General features: G+C 66.1%; 9 protein-coding genes. 5 read left to right on the plus strand and 4 right to left on the minus strand.

Going from position 1 to position 21,839, the window contains the following annotated elements; genetic code table 11:
- The first annotated feature begins 46 nt into the window (after positions 1–46).
- Entirely contained in the window at positions 47–13,561 is a 13,515-nt protein-coding gene (locus tag ACZI8R_RS04580; protein WP_463378395.1) for a non-ribosomal peptide synthetase, read from the plus strand.
- Positions 13,539–14,612: an alpha/beta hydrolase gene (locus tag ACZI8R_RS04585; RefSeq protein WP_463378396.1), complete on the plus strand. Its 1,074-nt coding sequence runs from the start codon at positions 13,539–13,541 to the stop codon at positions 14,610–14,612. Before ACZI8R_RS04580 ends, ACZI8R_RS04585 begins: the two co-directional genes overlap by 23 nt.
- Here the strand turns inward: ACZI8R_RS04585 and ACZI8R_RS04590 are convergent.
- Positions 14,609–15,352, minus strand: a complete 744-nt coding sequence (locus tag ACZI8R_RS04590; RefSeq protein ID WP_463378397.1) for a glycoside hydrolase family 25 protein — start codon at positions 15,350–15,352, stop codon at positions 14,609–14,611. The two genes, ACZI8R_RS04585 and ACZI8R_RS04590, sit on opposite strands and share 4 nt — an antisense overlap.
- Positions 15,353–15,413: 61 nt before the next feature.
- A complete protein-coding gene (ggh, locus tag ACZI8R_RS04595) occupies positions 15,414–16,751 on the minus strand; it encodes a glucosylglycerate hydrolase (protein WP_463378398.1) in 1,338 nt (445 codons plus the stop codon).
- Between the two features lie 209 nt (positions 16,752–16,960).
- On the opposite strand from ggh, the gene ACZI8R_RS04600 reads away from it, so the two are divergent.
- The gene (locus ACZI8R_RS04600) at positions 16,961–18,874 is read left to right on the plus strand and encodes a vWA domain-containing protein (protein ID WP_463378399.1); all 1,914 of its coding nucleotides are present in this window, start codon (positions 16,961–16,963) and stop codon (positions 18,872–18,874) included.
- 4 nt (positions 18,875–18,878) lie between these two features.
- Here the strand turns inward: ACZI8R_RS04600 and ACZI8R_RS04605 are convergent, their stop codons facing one another.
- Both ACZI8R_RS04605 and ACZI8R_RS04610 read right to left on the minus strand, forming a co-directional pair.
- The gene (locus tag ACZI8R_RS04605) at positions 18,879–19,817 is read right to left on the minus strand and encodes a sigma-70 family RNA polymerase sigma factor (protein WP_463378400.1); all 939 of its coding nucleotides are present in this window, start codon (positions 19,815–19,817) and stop codon (positions 18,879–18,881) included.
- Between the two features lie 10 nt (positions 19,818–19,827).
- Positions 19,828–21,018, minus strand: a complete 1,191-nt coding sequence (locus tag ACZI8R_RS04610) for an NAD(P)/FAD-dependent oxidoreductase (protein ID WP_463378401.1) — start codon at positions 21,016–21,018, stop codon at positions 19,828–19,830.
- Between the two features lie 151 nt (positions 21,019–21,169).
- Between ACZI8R_RS04610 and ACZI8R_RS04615 the strand changes: the two genes are divergently transcribed.
- Together ACZI8R_RS04615 and ACZI8R_RS04620 are read left to right on the plus strand one after the other, a co-directional pair.
- Positions 21,170–21,517: a hypothetical protein gene (locus ACZI8R_RS04615; protein WP_463378402.1), complete on the plus strand. Its 348-nt coding sequence runs from the start codon at positions 21,170–21,172 to the stop codon at positions 21,515–21,517.
- Positions 21,518–21,628: 111 nt separating this feature from the next.
- Positions 21,629–21,838: a heavy-metal-associated domain-containing protein gene (locus ACZI8R_RS04620; protein WP_463378403.1), complete on the plus strand. Its 210-nt coding sequence runs from the start codon at positions 21,629–21,631 to the stop codon at positions 21,836–21,838.
- The last annotated feature ends 1 nt before the right edge of the window (position 21,839 follow it).

Here is a 21,839-nt window from a genome sequence, read left to right on the forward strand (position 1 = left end):
AGGGGGGTGCCTGGGGACAGGGGCGGCGGCGGTGACCGGTGGAGCAATGAGCCCGGAACAGGGCTCGGCCGTGGAGATGCCAGAGGCCGTCGCATCGGCCGATGCCGGATCGGACCCATCCGTGACGCCCGCGCCATTGTCGCCGGCACAGCTCGGCATGTGGTTCGCGCAGAAAATCGCTGGTGACACCCCGATCACGATCGCGCAGTACGTCGACATCGAGGGTGGCCTGGACACTGATCTCCTTGCTGCCGTCTGCCGCGACGCAGCCGTCGAAATGGGATCCGGAATGCTCCGGATCGAGGAACATCTCGATACCGGCCCGACCCAATTCGTCGACCCGAACCTCCAGGTCACCGTCGAGATTCATGACTTCCGCGGTCACGCGGACCCGGTGACCGCAGCCCACGTCTGGATGCGCAACGAGTCTGCCCGCCCACTCGACATCCTGCGAGATCCGTTGGTGGTGTCGTCGATTCTGCGGGTCGGCGAGGAACGCAACTTCTGGTTCGCGCGGAGCCATCACATCGCCCTCGACGGGCACGGCGCCATGAACTTCATGAATCGCGCCGCCGAGCTGTACACCGCACGCGTGCGCGGCGAGGTACCCGCACCGTGCGCGGCCGTCTCACCGGCCGGCCTCACCCGCGCGGAGGAGACCTACCGCGCATCGGGGCGATTCGTCACCGACCGGGAGTACTGGGCGGCACAGACTCGGGATCTGCCCGATCCGGTCAGCCTTTCTCGCTCCGGCCCGGCTCCGGCCTCCGCGCAACCACTGCTGTGTGGCGGCACCCTCTCCGAATCGGCGTCCCGCGCCCTCGAACGGCTGTCCGACGAGACCGGGGCGGGAACGGCGCCGGTCATCGTCGCCGCGTTCGGCGCGTACATGGCCGCGCTGTCCGGCACCGACGATCTCGTACTGAGCCTGCCGGTATCGGGCCGCGTCACCGTCGCACTGCGCCGCTCCGGCGGCATGATGTCGAACATCGTCCCCCTGCGTCTGCACCTACCGGCCGAGACCACCACGCGCGACGTCGTCACCGCAGTACGCACCACACTCACCGGCGCACTGCGTCATCAGCGATACCGTCACGAAGACATCCGACGTGACCTGGACGGTGGCACGGGGGCCGCCGGATTCTTCGGCCCGGCAGTGAACATCATGATGTTCCACCAGCTGATTCTGCTGGGGGACCTGGTCGGAAAGTTCCACGTGCTCTCCACCGGCCCGGTGGAGGACATGTCGGTGAACCTCTACCCGTCGGTCGCCGGGGGATCGACACGAATCGACTTCGAGGCCAACCCTTCTCGGTACGACGCCGAGGAACTCCGCACGCTGCACGCACGATTCCTGCGCATGTTCGAACAGTTCGTCACGGAGGGCCCGGATCGACGGCTCGCCGACCTGGAACTCCTCGACGACGCCGAGAAGGCCGAACTGCTCCCCGTTCGGGGCCTGGCCGGGTATTCCGAGAAGACGCTGCCGGAACTGCTGTCGGACACCGCCGAGAAGCATCCGAACGCCGTCGCGCTCACGGGCCCCAACGGCGACATGACCTACGGTGAGCTCGACGCCGCATCGAACCGTCTCGCTCGTGTGCTCATCCGACGCGGAATCGGACCCGAGTCCTTTGTCGCCGTGGCCGTTCCGCGCTCGTTCGAATCCGTTTCGGCAGTATGGGCTGTCGCCAAGACGGGTGCGGCTTTCGTGCCTGTCGATCCGAACTACCCGGCTTCCCGAGTCCAGCACATGCTCACCGATTCGGGTGCGCTCATCGGTCTCACGGTCTCTTCTGCGCGAGCACAGCTTCCGGGCGACACGGACTGGCTGGTACTGGATTCCGACGAACTGGGCACGCTCACATCAGCCTCGCCCGATCATCGGATCGGCGATGACGAGCGGATCACTGCACTGCGGCTGCACCATCTCGCCTACGTCGTCTACACCTCCGGCTCCACCGGCACACCCAAAGGTGTCGCGGTGACCCACACCGGTCTGCACAACTTCGTCGTCGAACAACTCGGCCGGTACGGCGCCGGTCCGGGTTCACGTGTCCTGCACGTCTCGTCACCGAGCTTCGACGCCTCCGTGTTCGAATACCTGTTGGCCTTCGGGTCGGCTGCCACCTTGGTGGTGGCACCTGCGGACGTGTACGGCGGTGCGGGGCTGCACACTCTGATCGCTGGGCACAACGTGTCCCACGCCTTCCTCACTCCGGCGCCGCTCGCGTCGCTGGAATCGTCCGGCCTCGAGTGCCTCACTCATCTGACAGTGGGCGGCGAGACCGTACCGACCGAACTGGTGGAACGTTGGGCGCCGGGCCGAGCCCTCTACATCGCCTACGGTCCCACCGAAACCACCGTGATGGCCGCGATCAGTGAGCCGATGCGCGCCGGCGACCTCGTCGATCTCGGTGGACCGCTTCGGGGAACCACCGCCGTCGTCCTCGATGCGCACCTTCGTCCGGTGCCATCCGGTTCGGTCGGCGAACTGTACTTGGGCGGCGTCGGCCTGGCACGCGGATACCACCGTCGCCCGGGCCTGTCGGCAAGCCGCTTCATCGCGGACCCGTTCGGGCTGCCGGGCGAACGCCTCTACCGCACCGGCGATCTGGTGCGTTGGCAGCACTCACCGCGCACGGGGTCACGCAGCATCGGGTACGTGGGGCGATCCGACTTCCAGGTGAAGATCCGCGGATTGCGGGTGGAACTCGGCGAGATCGACCATGTACTCACCGCGCACCCCGCCGTGGAGTTCGGTGCCACTCTCGGAGTCGAGGGCCCGCACGGCACCGTTCTGGTGGCCTACGTACTGCCGACGACTGCCGCCGACGGTGTGACGGAAGCGGAGTTGATCGCACACCTGGCACAGACCTTGCCGTCCCACATGGTGCCGACTCGAGTCCTTCTCCTCGATCACGTGCCACTCACGCCCGTCGGAAAGCTCGACCGAAAGGCGCTTCCCGCACCGGAGTTCGGCGCTTCCAAGGACTCCCGTCGTCCGCGCACGATGTTCGAGGAGATCTTGACGACCACGGTCGCCGAGATCGTCGGCATTCCCGAGGCCGGGGTCGACGACAGCTTCTTCGCACTCGGCGGCAATTCGCTGTCCGCCACCCAACTGGCATCGCGCGCGTCCGCCATCTTCGGCGTGGACATCACGGTGCGCGACGTGTTCGAGGCACCCACTGCGGCCGGGCTCGCCGAACGCGCCACCCAGCTACAGGCCGACGAGCTGCGCTCACATTCGAATCAGGTTGCCCTCGTGGCAGGGGCTCGCCCACAGGCCATCCCGCTGGCGTTGTCGCAACAGCGCCTCTGGTTTCTCAACCGGCTGGATCCGACATCGGGAGCCGACAACATCCCTGTCGCGATCCGAATGAGTGGCGGCCTGGACGTCGACGACCTGGCCCAGGCGCTGCGCGATGTCGTCGCCCGGCACGAGAGCCTGCGCACCGTGTATCCCGATTCGGCGACCGGTCCACACCAGGTGATCTTGCCTGCCGGCGAGTGCCGTCTCGAACTCCCTGTTCGCCCGTGCGACGACGACCTGGCTCGCTACCTTTTCGAGCTTGCCGCACCAGGGTTCGACCTGGCCACCGAAGCCCCGGTGCGGGCCGCACTTCTACAGGAGTCCGAGACCGAGCACGTTCTGGTGATCGTGGTGCACCACATCGCCGCCGACGGCTGGTCGATGGGAGTGCTGGCCCGCGATCTCATGCTCGCCTACGGCGCTCGTAGCGCGGGCGCCGCGCCCGCGTTCACGCCACTTCCGGTGCAGTACGCCGACTTCACGATGTGGCAGCGTGCGCGCCTCGGCGACGAGGACACGGCAGACTCGGCCGCCCGCACCGGGCTGGACTACTGGCAGCGCACCCTGGCCGGGCTGCCCGAGCAGATCGAACTTCCCTACGACCACCCGCGCCCGCCTGTTGCGTCGTATCGGGGCGACGCCGTGCGGTTCACCATCGACCCGGACACCCGTACCGCGCTGACGGCTCTCGCCCGAGAGCACGATTGCACGCCCTTCATGGTGGCGCAGGCAGCGCTCACTCTGCTGCTGAGCCGAATCGGTGCCGGATCGGATATCGCAATCGGCACCCCGGTGGCAGGACGCGGTGCGCCCGAACTCGACGACCTGGTCGGCATGTTCGTCGGAACCCTGGTGTTGCGCAACACGGTCCACCCGGCCGATACCTTCTCTGAACTCCTGCAACGGTCACGGGACGTGGCGCTCGGAGCGTTCGCGCATCCCGAGGTTCCGTTCGAGCGTCTGGTCGAAGTTCTCAACCCGGCCCGTTCGACCGCCAGGCACCCACTGTTCCAAGTCATGCTGGCGTACCAGAATCTTGTCCCTGCGGAACTGGAGCTGCCCGGCCTCACCGTCCGGAGCGAGGAGATCGACACCGCTCTGTCCAAGTTCGATCTGCAGCTGACCATGACCGAGTGCGCTGACGGTATCGAGGCGGAATTCACCTACGCCACAGATCTGTTCGAGCGTTCGACCGTGCAGGCTCTGTCCGAACGGCTGTGTCGCATCCTCGAGGTCGTAGTTCGCGATCCGTCGGTGGTCGTCGGCGATATCGAGTTGCTCTCCGGACCGGAACAGACTCTCGTTCTCCAAGAGTGGAACGCCACCGACGTTGCCGTCGCACCTGCGACGATGATCGATCTCTTCGACTCTCAGGTGTCGCTGACACCCGACGCGGTCGCGCTCGTCGGCGATCCGGAAGCTCCGGACTCCCAGACTCTGACCTATGCCGAGTTCGATGCCCGCGCCAACCGACTCGCCCGATACCTGATCGACTCGGGTGTCGGACCCGAGTCGCGTGTCGTCCTGGCGATTGCACGCTCGGTGGACCTGCTCGTCGGGATGTACGCGGTGGCGAAGGCGGGCGGCGCCTACGTGCCGATCGATACCGAGCATCCGGCGGACCGCATCCGCTACGTCGTCGAGGCCTCGTCGCCGGTGTGCGCGCTCACCACCACGCGCGACACCGCCGCTCTCCCCGAGCACACCGACGTACTCACGATCGACACTCTCGACGTCTCGGGCTATTCGCCGCGCCCGATCACCGACAGTGACCGGCGCGCGCCGCTACGGCCCGAGAACAGTGCCTACCTCATCTTCACGTCCGGATCGACCGGTCGCCCCAAGGGGGTGGAGGTCTCGCACCACGCCGCGGTGAATCTCTTGAAGTGGATGCAGACGGACCTGCCGATCACTGCCGACGACCGGGTGATCCTCAAGGCTCCCGTCACCTTCGACGTCTCGGTGTGGGAATGCTTCGGTGTTCTCGGTGTCGGCGGCAGTCTGATTGTGATTCGGCCCGACGGTCACCGCGATCCGTCCTACCTGCACCGGGTCCTCACGTCCGCGCGAGTGACCATCGCGGAATTCGTCCCCGCCATGCTCGACGTCTTCCTTTCCACCCCGGAGCTGGCACTACCCGACACTCTTCGGATGATCTACGTCGGCGGCGAAGCGGTATCGCGCAGCACCGCCGACCGCGTCCTCGAGCTCGGGATGCGGCTGGGCAACTTCTACGGTCCCACCGAAGCTGCCGTCACCACCACGTACCACGAGGTGCTCGCAGGCGAGACCGAGGCGAACGTCCCGATCGGGCGTCCTGTCTGGAACACCCAGGCATTCGTGCTCGACAGTCGGCTCCAGCCGGTCCCGGTAGGCGTCCCCGGCGAGCTGTATCTCGCCGGGGAGCAGTTGGCCCGCGGATACGCCGGCCGACCCGACCTGACCTCGGACCGCTTCATGGCGAGTCCGTTCGGTCGTTCCGGTAGCCGAATGTATCGAACCGGCGACCTCGTGCGTCTACTGCCCGACGGCAACGTGGACTTTCTGGGCCGCACCGATTTTCAGGTGAAGCTGCGCGGCCTGCGTATCGAGCTCGGCGAGATCGAAGCGGTTCTGCTGTCACGGTCCGACGTGGATCAGGCCGTGGTGCTGGTCCGCGAGGACGTACCGGGGCAGGCGCAGCTCGTTGCCTACCTGACCGGATGCGTGGACACGGCGACCTCGGAACGGCCCGAGCCGAACCTGGAGGCGATCCGCGCTGATCTCGCTGCGCGTCTGCCCGGCTACATGGTGCCGACGGTCATGCTGGTGCTGCCGGAAATGCCGGTCAACACCACCGGCAAGCTGGACCGCAACGCGCTGCCGGTGCCCGAGTTCACCGTCGCCGCCTACCGACCTCCGCGAACTCCCGTGGAAGTGACGATCGCTGAGGTGCTGGCCGAGATTCTGGGGACCGACAGCGTCGGTCTGGACGACGACTTCTTCGCACTCGGCGGCAACTCGCTGATCGCCACCCGCGTGGCGGCCCGAGTCGGTTCGGCACTGGGTGTGACCGTCCCGCTCCGACTGCTGTTCGAGGCACCGACGGTGGTGGACCTCGCTGCCCGGATCGAGCAGGAGATCGAGCCGACCGGACGAACCGCACTCGCACCGGTCGAGCGTCCCGCGGTCGTACCGCTGTCCTATGCACAGCAACGGATCTGGTTCCTGAACCGATTCGATCCCACCTCGCCCTCCTACAATCTGCCGTTCGCCGTGCGGTTCCGCGGCGAGCTCGACGCGGCGGCTCTAAGTGCGGCGCTGGGCGACGTGATCGAGCGACACGAAACGTTGCGCACTCGCTACCCGGAGTCGACGGACGGCCCGCATCAGCTGATCGCTCCGGCACACGAGGCGTCCTTCGCCCTCGAACCGCAGGATGTGGCAGCGGATACCGTCGGCGCGCGGATCGTCGAGGTGGCTTCCGCAGGATTCGACGTCACCACCGAGTTCCCATTGCGTGCAACCCTGCTTCGCCTGGCTGCGGACGAACATCTGATGGTCGTGGTGATGCACCACATCGCCTCGGACGGATGGTCCGTGCAGCCACTGGCCCGTGACGTCATGCAGGCGTTCGCCGCCCGCTCCGAGGGCCGCGCTCCCGAGTTCGCACCGCTGCCCGTGCAGTACGCGGATTACACACTGTGGCAACGGAATCTGCTCGGCTCCGAGAGCGATCCGACGTCGACCACGGCCCGTCAGCTGGCCTTCTGGCGGGAGACACTGGCCGGCCTGCCCGCAGCGATCGACCTTCCCACGGACCGTCCGCGGCCCACCGATCCCACCCATCGCGGCGACGTGGTGGAGTTCTCGCTGACGCCCGAGACGCACGCGGCTATGCGCACTCTGGCGCATGCCCGCCAGGCAAGTGTCTTCATGGTTGCGCACGCGGCACTGAACGTCTTGTTGCACCGCCTGTCCCACTCAACGGACGTCGCCGTGGGAACGGCCGTGTCCGGACGCGGTGATGCGGCACTCGACGATCTGATCGGCATGTTCGTGGGCACCCTGGCGCTGCGCACGCAGGTGGATCCCGCCGGATCTTTCGACGAATTGCTCAGCCATACCCGCGATACCGATCTCGCCGCCCTCGGTCACGGCGACCTGCCGTTCGAGCGGGTCGTCGAGGCACTCGACCCACCGCGTGAGCACGGGCGTCACCCGCTGTTCCAGGTGGCGCTCTCACTCGACGACGCAGCGCTCACCGAGTTCACGCTGTCGGGGCTGCACACCACGCTCGAGCCGATCGACCCGCACATCGCGAAATTCGATCTTCAACTCACCCTCGTACCGCAGCCCGAGGGCGGTCTACGCGGTGTGTTCACTTACGCCACCGACCTTTTCGACGCTGCGACAGTGCGGTCGTTCGCGGAGCGCTACGTGCGCATCGTCGAAACGGTGGTCGCCGATACCTCGCTTGCCGTGGGCGACATCGACATTCTGGGATCGCACGAGCTCGGGCATCTTCTGCCTGCTGTACCCGTCGCCGATCCGATTACCCTGCCGACATTGCTCGCCGCGGCCGCCCGGTCCGGCGCACCCGCACTGCGTCACGGCGATCGGACCATGACGTACGCGGAGCTGGACGAACGGTCCAACAGGCTGGCACGCCTCCTCCTCACACACGGCGTCGGCCCAGGCAGCGTGGTGGCCTTGGGCATGCCGCGATCCGTGGAATCGGTTGTCGGCCTGTGGGCAGTCGCGAAGTCCGGTGCCGCGTTCGTGGCAGTCGACCCCAGGCACCCGGCCGAGCGAGTCGTCCACACGATCACCGATTCGGCTTCTCACCTGATCCTCACCACCAGTGAGTCGGCCGCCCTTCTCGGTCACTGCGAACAGTTGGGCATCGCACACATCGACGTCGACGCCACCGCATCGGCAGCCGCGTCGTATCCCGGCACCCGGATCGAGTCCTCCGAGCTCACCGCGCCGATACGCATCCACGATGTTGCGTACGTCATCTACACGTCCGGCTCCACGGGCAGCCCCAAAGGTGTTGCCGTGACCCATGCCGGACTGGGTGCCCTGGTGGACGAGCAACGGGTTCGCTTCGGTGCGGATGCCGAGTCGCGGGTACTGCACGCGGCATCGCCGAGCTTCGACGCATCCGTCTTCGAGCTTCTTCTCGCGGTCGGAGCCGGCGGCACGCTCGTCGTCGCACCAGCCGACGTGGTGGGCGGCGACGACCTCGGTGACGTCATGCGCACCGGCCGTGTCACCCACGCAGTGCTCACTCCGGCCGTCCTCGGATCGGTGAACCACCTCGGTCTCGACGACCTGCACACCGTTCTGCTCGCGGGTGACGTCTGCCCGCCCGAACTGGTGAACCGATGGGCACCGCATACCCGTGTCTTCAACGGCTACGGCCCCACCGAGACCACGATCTGGGCCTCGGTGGCCGGGCCTCTGAAGTCCGACGATCCGGTCACGATCGGATCCGCGATCGCCGACGTTCGAGCGCTCGTTCTCGATGCTCGCCTTCATCCGGTGCCCGACGGAGTGACCGGCGAGCTGTATCTGTCGGGGCCGGGACTCGCGCGCGGCTACCTCGGGCGGCCGGATCTGACGTCGGGACGATTCGTGGCGCATCCGTTCAGCGCCGCACGGGGTGAGCGGATGTACCGCACCGGCGACGTGGTTCGGCGACGGTCCGACAGCAACTTGGAGTTTCTCGGCCGCAGCGACTTTCAGGTGAAGATTCGCGGGCTACGAATCGAACTGGGCGAGATCGACGCCGCTCTCGGCGCCCACCCCGACATCGAGTTCACCACGACCATCGGGGCCGGCGACACCGACCCGGTCCTCGTCTCCTATGTGAAGACGGTGCCCGGAAGCAGTATCGACTCGGTGCAGTTGCGTGAGTTCGCCGGTCGCTCGTTGCCGCGCTACATGGTGCCCACCCATGTCGTGGTGCTCGACGAGATCCCACTGACGCCGGTCGGAAAGCTCGACAGGGCAGCGTTGCCACTACCCGAGGCGCAGGCTCGTGAGCACCGCGAACCCGGCACACCCACCGAGATCGCCATCGCCGGCATCTATCGGGACGTGACCGGCGCGGACATCGTCGGATGCGACGACAACTTCTTCGAGCTCGGCGGCAACTCGCTGTCCGCCACCCAGGTCGTCGCGCGGGTCCGGCACGACCTGGGGGTCGCCATCGCGGTTCGTGAACTCTTCGACGCCCCGGCCGTTGCGGATCTGGCCGTCAGAGTCGACGAAGCACCGAGCGACATCGCGCGCCCGGTGTTGCAGCGTCGGCCACGGCCCGCAAAGATCCCGCTTTCGCCTGCGCAGCAGCGGATGTGGTTCCTGAATCGACTCGACCCCGATGCGCCCACCTACAACCTGCCGCTGGCGTTGCGCCTCACCGGTGGGCTCGACCCGGACGCACTGCGTTCGGCCCTCGAGGACGTGACAGCGCGGCACGAGGCGCTGCGCACCGTCTATCCGGACACGCAGAGCGGACCGGTACAGCACGTGCTGTCGCCGTATTCGGCATCGGCTGCGGTTTCGTACGATTCGGTGCTGATCGCGGAAACAGAACTCGAGAAGGCGGTACTCGCCTTCGCCGCGGACGGCTTCGACGTGACACGAGAAGTACCGCTGCGGGTGCGACTGTTCGAACTCGGACGACACGAGCAGGTGCTCGTCCTCGTCACGCACCACATCGCGGCGGATGGCTGGTCTCTCGCTCCGCTGGCTGCAGACGTAGCCGCCGCCTACGCTGCACGCACCGGTGGACAGCGGCCCGGTTGGTCACCGCTACCCGTCCAGTACGCGGACTATGCACTGTGGCAACACGAGCTCCTCGGTCCTGCGGACGCATCCGATTCGGTCGGCACCCAACAGCTTCGGTTCTGGTCCGATGCCCTCGCCGGTCTCCCGGACCAGGTCGAACTGCCCACCGATCGTCCGCGTCCGCGCCACCGCACCGGCCATGGCGGGAGCGTCGATTTCGAGATCGACCCGAACACGCACGCCGCGCTGGAAAGACTCGCCCGTCAGCACGGCGCCAGCACGTTCATGGTGGTTCATGCCGCACTGGCCTTGATGCTGAGCCGAGTCGGCGGCGGCTCGGACATCGCGATCGGCACTCCCGTGGCCGGACGCGGCGACCCCCTGTTGGACCCCGTCATCGGCATGTTCGTGAACACTCTGGTCCTGCGGACTCAGATCGACAGCGCCATGACCGTCGAAGACCTACTTGCCGGAGTGCGCCGGACGGACCTCGACGCGTTCGCTCACGCAGAGATTCCTTTCGAGCGGCTCGTCGAACTCCTCGCACCTGGTCGATCGACATCTCGCCATCCGTTGTTCCAGGTGTCGCTCACGTTCCAGAACCTGACGTTCCCGTCACTCGAACTACCCGGGGTCGACGTATCGGTGCTGGAGACCCGCACCCCCGTGTCACACTTCGACCTGGAGTTCGCCCTCACCGAAGAACGCACCGGTGGCGGAACACCGGACGGCCTCGTCGGCCAGTTGTCCTACGCGACGGACATCTTCGATCACGCCACCGCCCAGGGATTGGTCGCCAGATTCGTACGGCTTTTGCAGGAGCTGCCTACCGTTTCGAGCGCAGTCGTGGGTGATCTCGCTCTGCTGACCGGCGACGAGCAGTGGACCATCACCCGCGGGTGGAACGACACCGCGGTGGAGTTGGCCGCGACGACACTGCCCGAACTCACCAACCGCCAGGCGGCAGCGACGCCCGAGGCGGTGGCCACGAGTTTCGGAGGCACTCATCTGAGCTACGAAACGTTCGATCGGTGGGCGAACGGCGTCGCGCGCGTCCTGATCGGCCGTGGTGTCGGGCCCGAGGTGCGCGTGGGTGTGGCTCTGCGGCGTTCCACGGAGTTGCTCGTCGCCGTACATGCCGTACTGAGAGCGGGTGGCACGTACGTGCCTCTCGATCCCGATCAGCCGTCCGAACGACTTGCCGGTCTGATCGCGGACGCCGGCGTGGAACTCGTGCTGACGGGCTCCCACGACGACGCGGTACCGGCGTCCGAAATCCTGATCGTGCCGTCTCCGGGCGAATTGGTCGACTCGGGCACCGGTCCGATCGTCGACGCGGAACGCGTGACACCCTTGCGTCCGGCGAACAGCGCCTACGTGCTGTTCACTTCCGGATCCACCGGCCGCCCGAAGGGTGTGACGGTCACTCACGACGCGATCGTGAACCGGCTTCGGTGGATGCAGGACGAGTATCCGATCGGTGTCGGAGACGTCGTTCTTCACAAGACACCCACCACGTTCGACGTGTCGGTGTGGGAGTTGTTGTGGCCCATGCAGACCGGTGCCCGTCTGGTCATCGCCGCCCCGGAAGCGCATCGTGATCCCGTCGCTCTTGCGCAGCTGATCTGTTCCGAGCAGGTGACTTTGGCTCACTTCGTGCCGTCGATGCTCAACGTGTTTCTCGCCGGTCGAGATGCAGCCGAGTGCACCAGCTTGCGGCACGTGATCGCGTCGGGGGAGGCGTTGCAGGGCGCTACCGCCGAGTTGCTGCATCGCACGCTTCCCGGCACCGCACTTCACAACCTCTACGGCCCGACCGAAGCGGCAGTGGACGTCACCTTCCACGAGGTGCCGGACCGGCCGGCGGCGAGCATTCCCATCGGTGTGCCGGTATGGAACACCGAGGTGTACGTCCTGGATCGCAGGCTCCATCCGGTGCCCGCCGGCGCAATCGGTGAGCTGTACCTCGCGGGCGTACAGCTCGCACGCGGCTATGCCGGACGCACCGACCTCACCTCCGAGCGCTTCGTTGCGAATCCGTACGGGCCGAACGGATCACGCCTGTACCGCACCGGCGACCTCACCAGGTGGACCACGGAGGGGAAGCTGGAATACCTCGGGCGCAACGATTTCCAGGTGAAGCTGCGAGGTCAGCGGATCGAGCTGGGCGAAGTCGAGGCCGCTCTGCACCGTGTGCCCGGCGTCGGAGAAGCCGTGGCGGTCGTGCTCGGGAAGGGCACCGACGCTCGGCTCGTTGCCTACGTCGTGGGCTCGGCCGAATCGAACGCGGTTCGGGAAGAATTGCGCCGCACGCTCCCTGCCCATCTCGTCCCCTCCGCCGTGGTGGTGCTGGACGCGATGCCAACCGGGCCCAACGGGAAGCTGAATCGGGTCGCGCTTCCGGTGCCCGATCGGCCGCAGCGCGAATACCGTTCGCCCAATACACCACTCGAACACGCCATCGCCTCGGCGTTCGGCGAGCTACTCGACATCGAACAGGTGAGCGCCGACGACGACTTCTTCGAACTCGGCGGCAACTCACTGCTCGCGACCCGCGTGGTCACCCACGTGGCGTCGTCGACCTCCGTGCAGCTGCCTACGGCCTGGCTCTTCACCGATCCCTCACCCGCCGGGCTTGCTCGACGCTGGTACGAGGAAGGGGACCAGGACCCCACGACAGCATTCGACGTGGTGCTGCCGCTCCGCCCGGGCACAGAGCCCGTCTTCTGCATTCATCCTGTTCTCGGCCTGTCGTGGAGCTACGCGGGCCTCGCCCGGCACCTGCCGGATCGCGGCCTCGTCGGCTTGCAGTCCCCGGCCTTCACCGAGGACGGACCCGCCGGGAGCATCGACGATCTGGCAGAGCGCTACGAGCGGGAGATCCGGGCGATCCAGCCCTGCGGCCCCTACCGCCTCCTCGGGTGGTCCCTGGGCGGCGTGATCGCACAGGCCGTCGCCGTGCGATTGCAGGCGGACGGCGACTCGATAGCGATGCTCGCGCTACTCGACAGCGCGTTCGGCCCTGCCGCCGCGGGCGGGGGAGCGCTCGATCCTGGCGAACTACTCGCCGGCCTCGGCCTCGGCCTGGGCGGGGACCTCCCCGAGCCCTTCCGGTCGCTCACCCCGCAGACCGTGGAAAGAGTTGTCGACGCGTCGACTTCGTGGTCGATGAGCCTGCAGGATCATCGACCTGAGCGATTCGACGGGGACGTACTGTTCTTCACTGCGGCCGAGGACGATTCGACGGGCTCACGCCTGGCCGACAGCTGGCTTCCGTACGTGGACGGCGGCGTCGTGAACCACCCCGTTCCAGTCACTCACTGGCAGATGACCTCTCCTGCTGCACTGTCCGTGATCGGCCCTGTCCTTGCTGGCTACGTCGACCAGCCCACCCAGACCACATCCACTGATCCGAACACCCCTGGAAGTGAAGGTGCACAGCACGATGCCTCGCCCACACGCTCGTAGTATCCGCCGATTCGGACCGCGCACCGCCGCCCTCGCGCTCGCATTGACAGCAGCCGTCGCGGCGACCTCCGGTGTGGCGCAGGCCCGGCCGACGTCGATCTCGGATGCCATCACCGAGGCCGCGAAGTCCGCCGAGAACGGGTCCCACCTGACGCAAATCGAGCAGCGGACCGATACCGAGTTTTCCGCGCACGTGTATTCCGCCGCGATGGACCGGGACATCGAACTGCAGGTCATCCGGCCGGCCGGACCGAACAAGCCGAGGCCCACCCTGTACCTGCTGAACGGCGCCGGCGGCGGAATGGAAGGCAGCGGCATCGACTGGAAGGGCCGAACCGACGTCGTCGACTTCTTCTCCGGTGAAGACGTCAACGTGGTGATCCCGATCGGTGGCCCCACCAGCTACTACACCGACTGGCTGAACGACGACCCGGTACTCGGCCGCAACAAGTGGACGACCTTCCTCACCGAGGAGCTGCCCCCGGTCGTCGACTCCGCACTGGACAGCAACGGCCGCAACGCGATTGCCGGGCTGTCGATGGCCGGTACGTCCGTTTTGGCGTTGGCAGAATCGAAGCCCGGTCTCTACAAGTCGGTCGCCGCCTACAGCGGGTGTGCGAGCACGAGCGACCCGGCCGGCCAGGCGTATGTGCGGACCGTCGTCGAGGCGCGTGGTGGCGGCGACACCCGCAACATGTGGGGTCCCGTCGGCGGCCCGGAGTGGATTGCGAACGACCCCTTCGTGGGCGCGGAGAAGCTACGTGGCACCACGCTCTACATCTCCTCCGGCAGCGGCCTGATGGGTGCCCACGACGACATGGAGGGGCCCGACGTGAAGGGCGACCCGAGTGTGCTGGCTCAGCAGGTGGTCGTCGGCGGTGTCATCGAAGCTGCCACCAACGAGTGCACCCACCGGCTGAAGGAACGGCTCGATTCGTTGGACATTCCGGCCACCTACAACTTCCGTGACAAGGGCACGCACTCCTGGGGTTACTGGGAGGACGACCTGCACAGCTCCTGGCCGGTGCTGGCGAAGCCGCTCGGGCTCTAACTTCCGAACGGACTGGCGCTGTTAGAGAACTGCGCGAAATCACCCTGGGCGCCGCTGTAGACGTTGAGGTCGATGTTCGCGTTCACGCCGGGGATGCGCCCGGTGCTGGTGTACTGCCAGAACGTCCAGTTGCCCCAGCCGCCCGGCAGCGGGCCCGGCTGGTTCTGGCCGTTGTAATCGGCGATCCACAGCGGATAGTGGGCAAATTCGTTGGTGTTCGCCATCTGGGTACGCCAGAAGTTGGGGTACGTGTAGATGATCGGCTGGCGGCCGGTGAGCGTCTGCACCGTGTTCAGGTAGCGGTGCGTCCAGTCGATGAGCGCCCCTGCGGGCAGGCCCTTGCCGTCTTCGAGGTCGAGGACGGGCGGCATGTCGCCGGGGCCGTTGATCCCCAGGACCGTCGTCGAGAAGAATGCCGCCTGCGCCTCGGGAGATTGTGTGGGATCGGCGTAGTGGTAGGCACCGCGCGCCATACCCGCCACCCGCATCGCGATCGAGTCCTCGATGAAGAACGGATTCACGTAGTTGAGGCTCTCGGTGGCCTTGACCATCGCGAACTGGTGGCCGGAATTGCGCACCGCGAACCAGTCGATCGGCGAACCTCCCGGATGCTGCCACGAAGCCACGTCCGGCCCACGGACCGGCTCGGCCTGGGCGAATCCCGGAGCTGCGGCAGCAAGGCCGCCGGCAAGCAGGATCGCAGCGAATCGTCGGACGAGAACCCCTGTACCCGAAGTCATAGCCAGAGAGTAACGGGTAACGGTCGCCGTCATCGGGTAACCGAGGATTGTTACACGATGTTCAACCTAGCCAGTCGAGAACCGCCGCAGCGGTCCACGATTGTTGCATGCTCCCGAGCGGCTCCCCGGTGAACGGTTCGTAGTATTCGGCGAAGCTGCCGTCGCCGGCTTGCCGCAATCCTTCCGATCGGAGCAGGTGAGACCGCTCGGCCCAACCTCGACGAGCGAAGGCCCAGGAGAACAGCCACGTCATGACCGGCCACACCGGCCCTCGCCAGTACTCGCGTGCTCGGAAGTCGCCGGACACCGGTGACGTCGACGGCGGTACCGCGTAACGAAGATCCGGGTGGCCACAGAATTTGGGGCCCTCGAACGTCCTGATCAGGGCGCGTTCGGCGTCACGGCTCAGGCCGCCACACAGAAGCGGCGAGAACATGGCGAGGGTGTCGGTACCGATCCAACGACCCGAACGAAGATCGAAGTCGCGGGCCGCCCCGCTGCGTTCGTCGGTCGTTGCGACGACACCCTGACGGAAGTGGTCGGCCCAACCGTGCAGCTCTCGCACGTCGGCTCGCGGCTTGGCATATTCCTCACCGATCGTGGCCAGCACGTCGCACGTCATCGAGAACACGGCGCTGACGAACACGTCCTCCACGGCGAAGCTCGTCGCGGTCGCCAAGGTCTCGTCGTCGTAACGGGCCGCTTTCATTTCCTCCAACAGCCACAGATAGCGGTCGTACTCGTGATCTTTGGGCCGTTGCGAGGTATCGGTGACGACCGTGAGGTCTTCACGCAGATACGAGGGGAGTTCGCCGGCCACTACGTTGGCGTACGCGCTGTCCCACCGCGGCGAGTTGTCCATCCCCGATTCCCACCCGTGGTACAGGGCAATCCGCCCGTTGCCCTCGAGGTCGCGGGCGTGCGCGAGCCACCGATGCCAGCGCACCAGATCGGGCCAGCGTCGATCGAGGAACTCGTCCGCGACAGCTCTCGTCGTGCGGCCGTGACGGCGGGAATGGTCGAGAATCCGCTGGACCGCGATGGCGTGAACAGGGGGTTGTGTGATCCCCGAAGTCTGGACTCCGGTGGGCGCGTGCGCCGCCAGCAGGCCCGTCTCCCAACGCGCCGGGCCGGGGAAGTAGCCGTCGACCCCGTTCGCGAAGACGATGTGCGGAATCATCCCGTTCTTCCACTGCGCCGACAGCAAGGTGTCGAGTTCGACGACTGCACGCTCCACGCTGAGGGGCGCCAACCCGACCGCCACGAACGCCGCGTCCCAGCTCCACATGTGCGGGTACAGCCGTGGGGCCGCACTGGTCATCGTGCCGAGATCGTTGCCACGCAAAAGGTAGGCCGCGCGCGCCGCGAGCTGAGTCGGGGTGAAACCACGTTCCGCCATCCGTCCATTCTGCTGCTGCGCAAAGCAATGCGCACTACGGAATCGATGTACCTACGAGATTCCTCGCGGGAGTTGTGCCCCGCAACACGTCGACCTACAGTCGAGGCTCGGGGGTCACGTCGGGTGATCATCGACGTGCATTACGCGGGGCGGGTAATGATCTGAATCGTGTGCTGCGCAAGGCCGCAGGCGACACGAACAGGTTGAAAATGAAATCGAGAGCCGGCACGCGCGCTGCCGTATTGGCGACGCTTCTCATCATGATCCTGACCGCAACGGGTCAGTACGCCCAGGCACAACCAGCCAGCGAGGAGGGGAAACAGTACGCCCCGACGATGCTCGTCCTGGACGGCTCGGGTTCGATGCTGAGGCCGGACGCCGGGGGGACCATGATGGACTCCGCGAAGAGCGCCGTACACAACTTCGTCGACTCGGCCCCTGCCGAGGCCAAGATCGGATTGACCTCCTACGGCACCGGAACCGGCAATACCGATGCCGAGATGCAGGCGGGCTGCACAGACGTCCGAGTGTTGCAACCACCGGAGACTTTGGACCGAGAGGCACTGAACTCCGCGGTCGACGGCATCAACCCCAGTGGTTGGACCCCGATGGGTCCTGCCCTGCGAGAAGCTGCCGAGGCTCTGCCCTCGTCCGGCCCACGTTCGATAGTGCTGGTCTCCGACGGAGAGGACACCTGCGCTCCGCCCGACGTATGCACTGTCGCACAGGAATTGAAGAACAGTGGCATCGACCTGGTGGTGCACACCATCGGTTTCGCAGTGGACGCCGCCGCGCGCGCCCAACTGACCTGCATGGCCGAGTCCACCGGTGGCACCTACAGCGACGCAGCCGACGGCACTGCGCTGGAACAGATTCTGCCCAAGGTGACCGCTGCCGCACTGCGCAACTACGAGGCAGCAGGCACACCGATCACGGGCACCGCGGGTTACGACGACGCCCCTGTCGCCGCCCCCGGCCAGTACCTGGACACCCTTGGTCAACGCGAGACCCGCTACTGGGCCGTCGACGTTCCCGACGGTGCCACCGCGTACTTCAGTGGCACCGTGTCGTTCCCACGGCTGCCGAACATTCCTGCGGTCGAGGACATGAACGTAATCAACCTGCGCGTCTTCGGCGAGGACGGGAGAGACTGCAATGCTTTCGGGTTCGAACAGGCCACCAGCTCCAGCGACGGAGTGGCACTGACCGTCGCCGAGACTTGGAAAGGTGCGACCGAGAACCGCGACGGTAAGACCACCGCAGACAAGTGCAAGGGCGGCGGTCGTTACTACTTCGCGTTGGAATGGAACAAGGTCTCCAAGGGCGTGCCCGAGCGGCTGCCGCTCGAATTGCTCGTCGGAATCGAGCCCGGAGTCACCGACGCCGGTCCTGCGGCCACGCCACCGCCCGTCGAGTTCCGCAAGCCCACAGGCGAAGGGACATCTGTCACCGGTGGTGGATCGTTCAATACCGCGGCCACACTCGACGAGAGTGGCCGTTACACCGACGAGATTCGTCCGGGCGAGTACGTCTTCTATCGGGTACGGCTGGACTGGGGCCGAGGCCTCGCCTACCGGGTGCACTTCCCCCCGAACGGCGGGCAGGGGTCGGATTCCGTGTCCAACCTGAGCACCACGGTGTACAATCCGGTCCGGGAAGACATCGACTCCGACACCACGGTCTACACCGGCAGCGACACCACGTTGCCGAAAATGGACTCGATGACAGCGGGTCCGGTCCGGTACGGCAACCGTGAGGCCAACCAGGCCGAGATCCGTCGTCAGTCTGTCGCCGGGTGGTACTACATCGCCGTGAAAGTGGGCTCTACGTTCACGGAAAAAGGCGAGCAGCAGCCCATTCCCGTGCAGCTCGACCTCACCGTGGACGGCAACGAGGAGAGCGGCCCGAAGTACGCGTCCTCGGTGGCCGAGGGCATCTTCGGTGAAGACGCCGAGCCGGAGACAGAGGAGGTCGCCACCGGTGCGAGTGAACACTCCACCACGGCCCCAGAGCAGGATTCATCGAGCACGGGAATGCTTCTCGCCGGCATCGGAATCGGCGCAGTCGTGGTGCTGGGAGTCATCGCGGCCGCATTCGGGATCCGAAAGAAGCGTCGCGGCTGACTATTCACCACGATTCGATGATCGGGGCGCCGTGGTCGCGGCGCTTCCACTCCTCGGTGAATCGTCCTAGACGAGCCTGGTTCGCGACGCCGCGTACGGCCGCGACCAGGCCGTCGTCGTGGACTTCGAGCACGACCACACCCACCACCCGATCCTCGAAGGCCGCGATCATCGCCGGGGACCCGTTAACGACTCCGGCATGAATCGACGGCGATCCGCCGACCTGCTTGTGTTTTGCGGCGGTCGGCTTGAAAGCGGCCTTGAGCATCACCGAGATTCGCTTGGCGCCAGTAAAATGCAACAGCTTCTTGGACAATCCGGCACCGTCGGAGACTGCGATGGCGTCATCGGCGAGCAGGGCGACCAGTCGCTCGGTCTGCCCCGAGCCGGCGGCGGCCACGAACGCCTCGACGATTCGCCGTGCAGACTCGGCATCCACTTCGGTGGCGGCTCTCTCTGCCGCCAGACGACGTCTGGCCCGCAGGGCATGCTGTTGACTCGCCGACTCGGTGATGTCGAGGATCTCGGCGACTTCCCGATGACTGTGCGAAAACGCCTCGCGCAGAATGTATACGGCGCGTTCGACAGGCGACAGCTGCTCCATCAGAGTCAGCATCGCCAGAGTCACCGACTCACGCTGCACCGCGGTATCCGCCGGACCCATCATCGGGTCGCCGTCCAGCAAGGGTTCGGGCAACCACGCACCCACGGCGCGTTCGTGCCGCTCCTTGGCCGAGCGGAGCCGGTCCACCGACAGGTTGCTGACAACCTTGGTGAGCCAGGCCTCCGGCACCTCGATGTGCGCCTGATCGGCTGCCTGCCAGCGTATGAAGGCGTCCTGCACGACGTCTTCGGCGTCCGCTGCGGAGCCGAGCAGGCGGTAGGCGATCGAGGCCAACCTGTCCCGGTTGGCCTCGAACCGCCCCACGGTGGCCGTGTCCATGAGCATCACTCTAGGCCGATACCGATTCCGCAGTCGCGTCGTCGGCAGTCCCCGCATGACGCTTGCGGGCCGGCATTCCGAAGGTCGGATGCGACATGCTCCACGCGACGGTCCGTAGCACCGACTTCTTGAACAGCGTGCCTGGCCGACCTCGTAGCGACCAGTTCTTCGATGTTGCGTCGTCGTCCACGCCCTGGAATACGGCGTCGCCCTGACCGAGACTGATGCAGTTGCCGTAGTACGACAACGCGGACTTCGAGACCTCGTGTCCCGTCAGATCCCCGATGATGGCTCCCGTCGCCTGCAGACGAGTGAACCCGGCCGAAGCGCACGACATCGGCAGCGGCCTCCCGTTGTCGTCGAGGGTGAACACGCTGTCACCTGCGGCGTAGACGTTCGGGTGGGAGACCGACCTCATCATGCGGTCGACCGTGATCCGGCCGCCGTCCTCCACCTGAAGTCCGCTGGCAGCGGCGATGGGGTGAACGGCGAACCCCGCAGCCCAGACCGTCGCATCGGTGGCGAACGTGGTGCCGTCGGTAGCGACTGCCTCGAATTCTCCGACCCGCTCGATGGTGGCGTTCTCGTAAATCTCGATACCGAGCCGCTCGAACGCACGCAACAGGTGGGCACGCGCCTTCGTGCCCAGCCAGCCGCCGAGCTCACCACTCGTGGCGACGGTGACGTGCAGGCCAGGCCTGGCTTCGGCGATCTCGGTGGCAGCTTCGATCGCGGTCAGATTTCCACCGACCACCAGAACCTTTCCTTTCTCCTTCATCGCGTCCAGGTGCTGTCGTAAACGGTCCGCGGCGGGCCTGCCGGTGACGTGGAACGCGTACTCCTGCACTCCGGGGACGCCGTGATCAGCCACGGTGCTGCCGAGTGCGTAGAGAAGCGTGTCGTACGCGATCCGGTCCGGACCGGTTTCGGTGCTGACGGTGACCAGTTGCTCGGTCACATCGACAGAGTTCACCTTGGCAACCCGCAACCGAACACCGGTCCCGGCATACATGTCGGCCAAAGGCATGCGCCGCAGCTCGTGACCGGCAGCGAGTTGGTGCATACGCATCCGCTCCACGAAGTCGGCCTCTGCGTTGACAACTGTGATCTCGAAGTCGTCGGGGTGAAGGTGGCGAGCCAGGTATCCAGCACCTGCCGCGCCCGCGTATCCGGCCCCGAGAACAACAATGCGGTGTTTCATGATGTGCTCCTGTCTTCGTTCGTGCCCTATGAACGAGACAGCGCTCGGATCCATGACAGAACCCTGGAAAGACATGCGAATTACCTGGTAACAGCACTGACGGAGCGGCCGATGTAGCGAGAAACAGTCCCGTTCACGATCGGAGCACCCCATGCTGAAGACAGTTCTGGCGCTGGCCACGATGACGTTGGCGCCGTTGGCGCTGTCCGCTCCGGCATCCGCAGCACCGGGGAACTACCCCTTCGCATACGAGGACTCGACGGCGAACTTCGTCACCCCACTGGACCTGGCTGCGTACGGCACACGCGGAGGTGATCCGATGATCGTCAGTCCCTTCGGAACAGCTGGCAAGATCGAATGTCAGTCCTTCCACGCGAAGACGCTGTGCCGGCAGTACACCCCCGACGGCATCGCACACCCCTTGCACGAGTGGCGCGTCCAGAACGGCACCGTCGCGTCGGACTACCGCTCGATCTACTTCTTCAATCCCTTCGCGTGACGGGCAGGGCCCCTCGACATTGGTAGGCCGAGGTAGACGTCGCCCTCGACATGCATACGGTAGGGGGGTACCGTAGTTGTCACACACGTACCCGACGTCGAGGAGATTCTCATGGCCACCACCACTGTCACCGTTTCCGGCATGACCTGCCAGCACTGCGTTTCATCGGTGAAAGAGGAGGTCGGGGAAATCGCGGGCGTCACCTCGGTGAATGTCGATCTGGACTCGGGTCGCGTCGACATCGAGTCGGATGCGCCGATCGAGCGAGCAATCGTCTCGGACGCCGTGCAGGAAGCCGGCTACGAGCTGGCAGACGCGTGAC

Source organism: Rhodococcus huquni (assembly GCF_055231055.1).

Excerpts from the sequence above, each read along its gene's own strand:
- ACZI8R_RS04580 (WP_463378395.1), top strand. The coding sequence starts at position 47 with ATGAGCCCGGAACAGGGCTCGGCCGTGGAGATGCCAGAGGCCGTCGCA.
- ACZI8R_RS04615 (WP_463378402.1), top strand. The coding sequence starts at position 21,170 with ATGCTGAAGACAGTTCTGGCGCTGGCCACGATGACGTTGGCGCCGTTG.
- ACZI8R_RS04610 (WP_463378401.1), bottom strand. The coding sequence starts at position 21,018 with ATGAAACACCGCATTGTTGTTCTCGGGGCCGGATACGCGGGCGCGGCA.
- ACZI8R_RS04590 (WP_463378397.1), bottom strand. The coding sequence starts at position 15,352 with ATGACTTCGGGTACAGGGGTTCTCGTCCGACGATTCGCTGCGATCCTG.
- ACZI8R_RS04585 (WP_463378396.1), top strand. The coding sequence starts at position 13,539 with ATGCCTCGCCCACACGCTCGTAGTATCCGCCGATTCGGACCGCGCACC.
- ggh (WP_463378398.1), bottom strand. The coding sequence starts at position 16,751 with ATGGCGGAACGTGGTTTCACCCCGACTCAGCTCGCGGCGCGCGCGGCC.
- ACZI8R_RS04620 (WP_463378403.1), top strand. The coding sequence starts at position 21,629 with ATGGCCACCACCACTGTCACCGTTTCCGGCATGACCTGCCAGCACTGC.
- ACZI8R_RS04605 (WP_463378400.1), bottom strand. The coding sequence starts at position 19,817 with ATGGACACGGCCACCGTGGGGCGGTTCGAGGCCAACCGGGACAGGTTG.
- ACZI8R_RS04600 (WP_463378399.1), top strand. The coding sequence starts at position 16,961 with ATGAAATCGAGAGCCGGCACGCGCGCTGCCGTATTGGCGACGCTTCTC.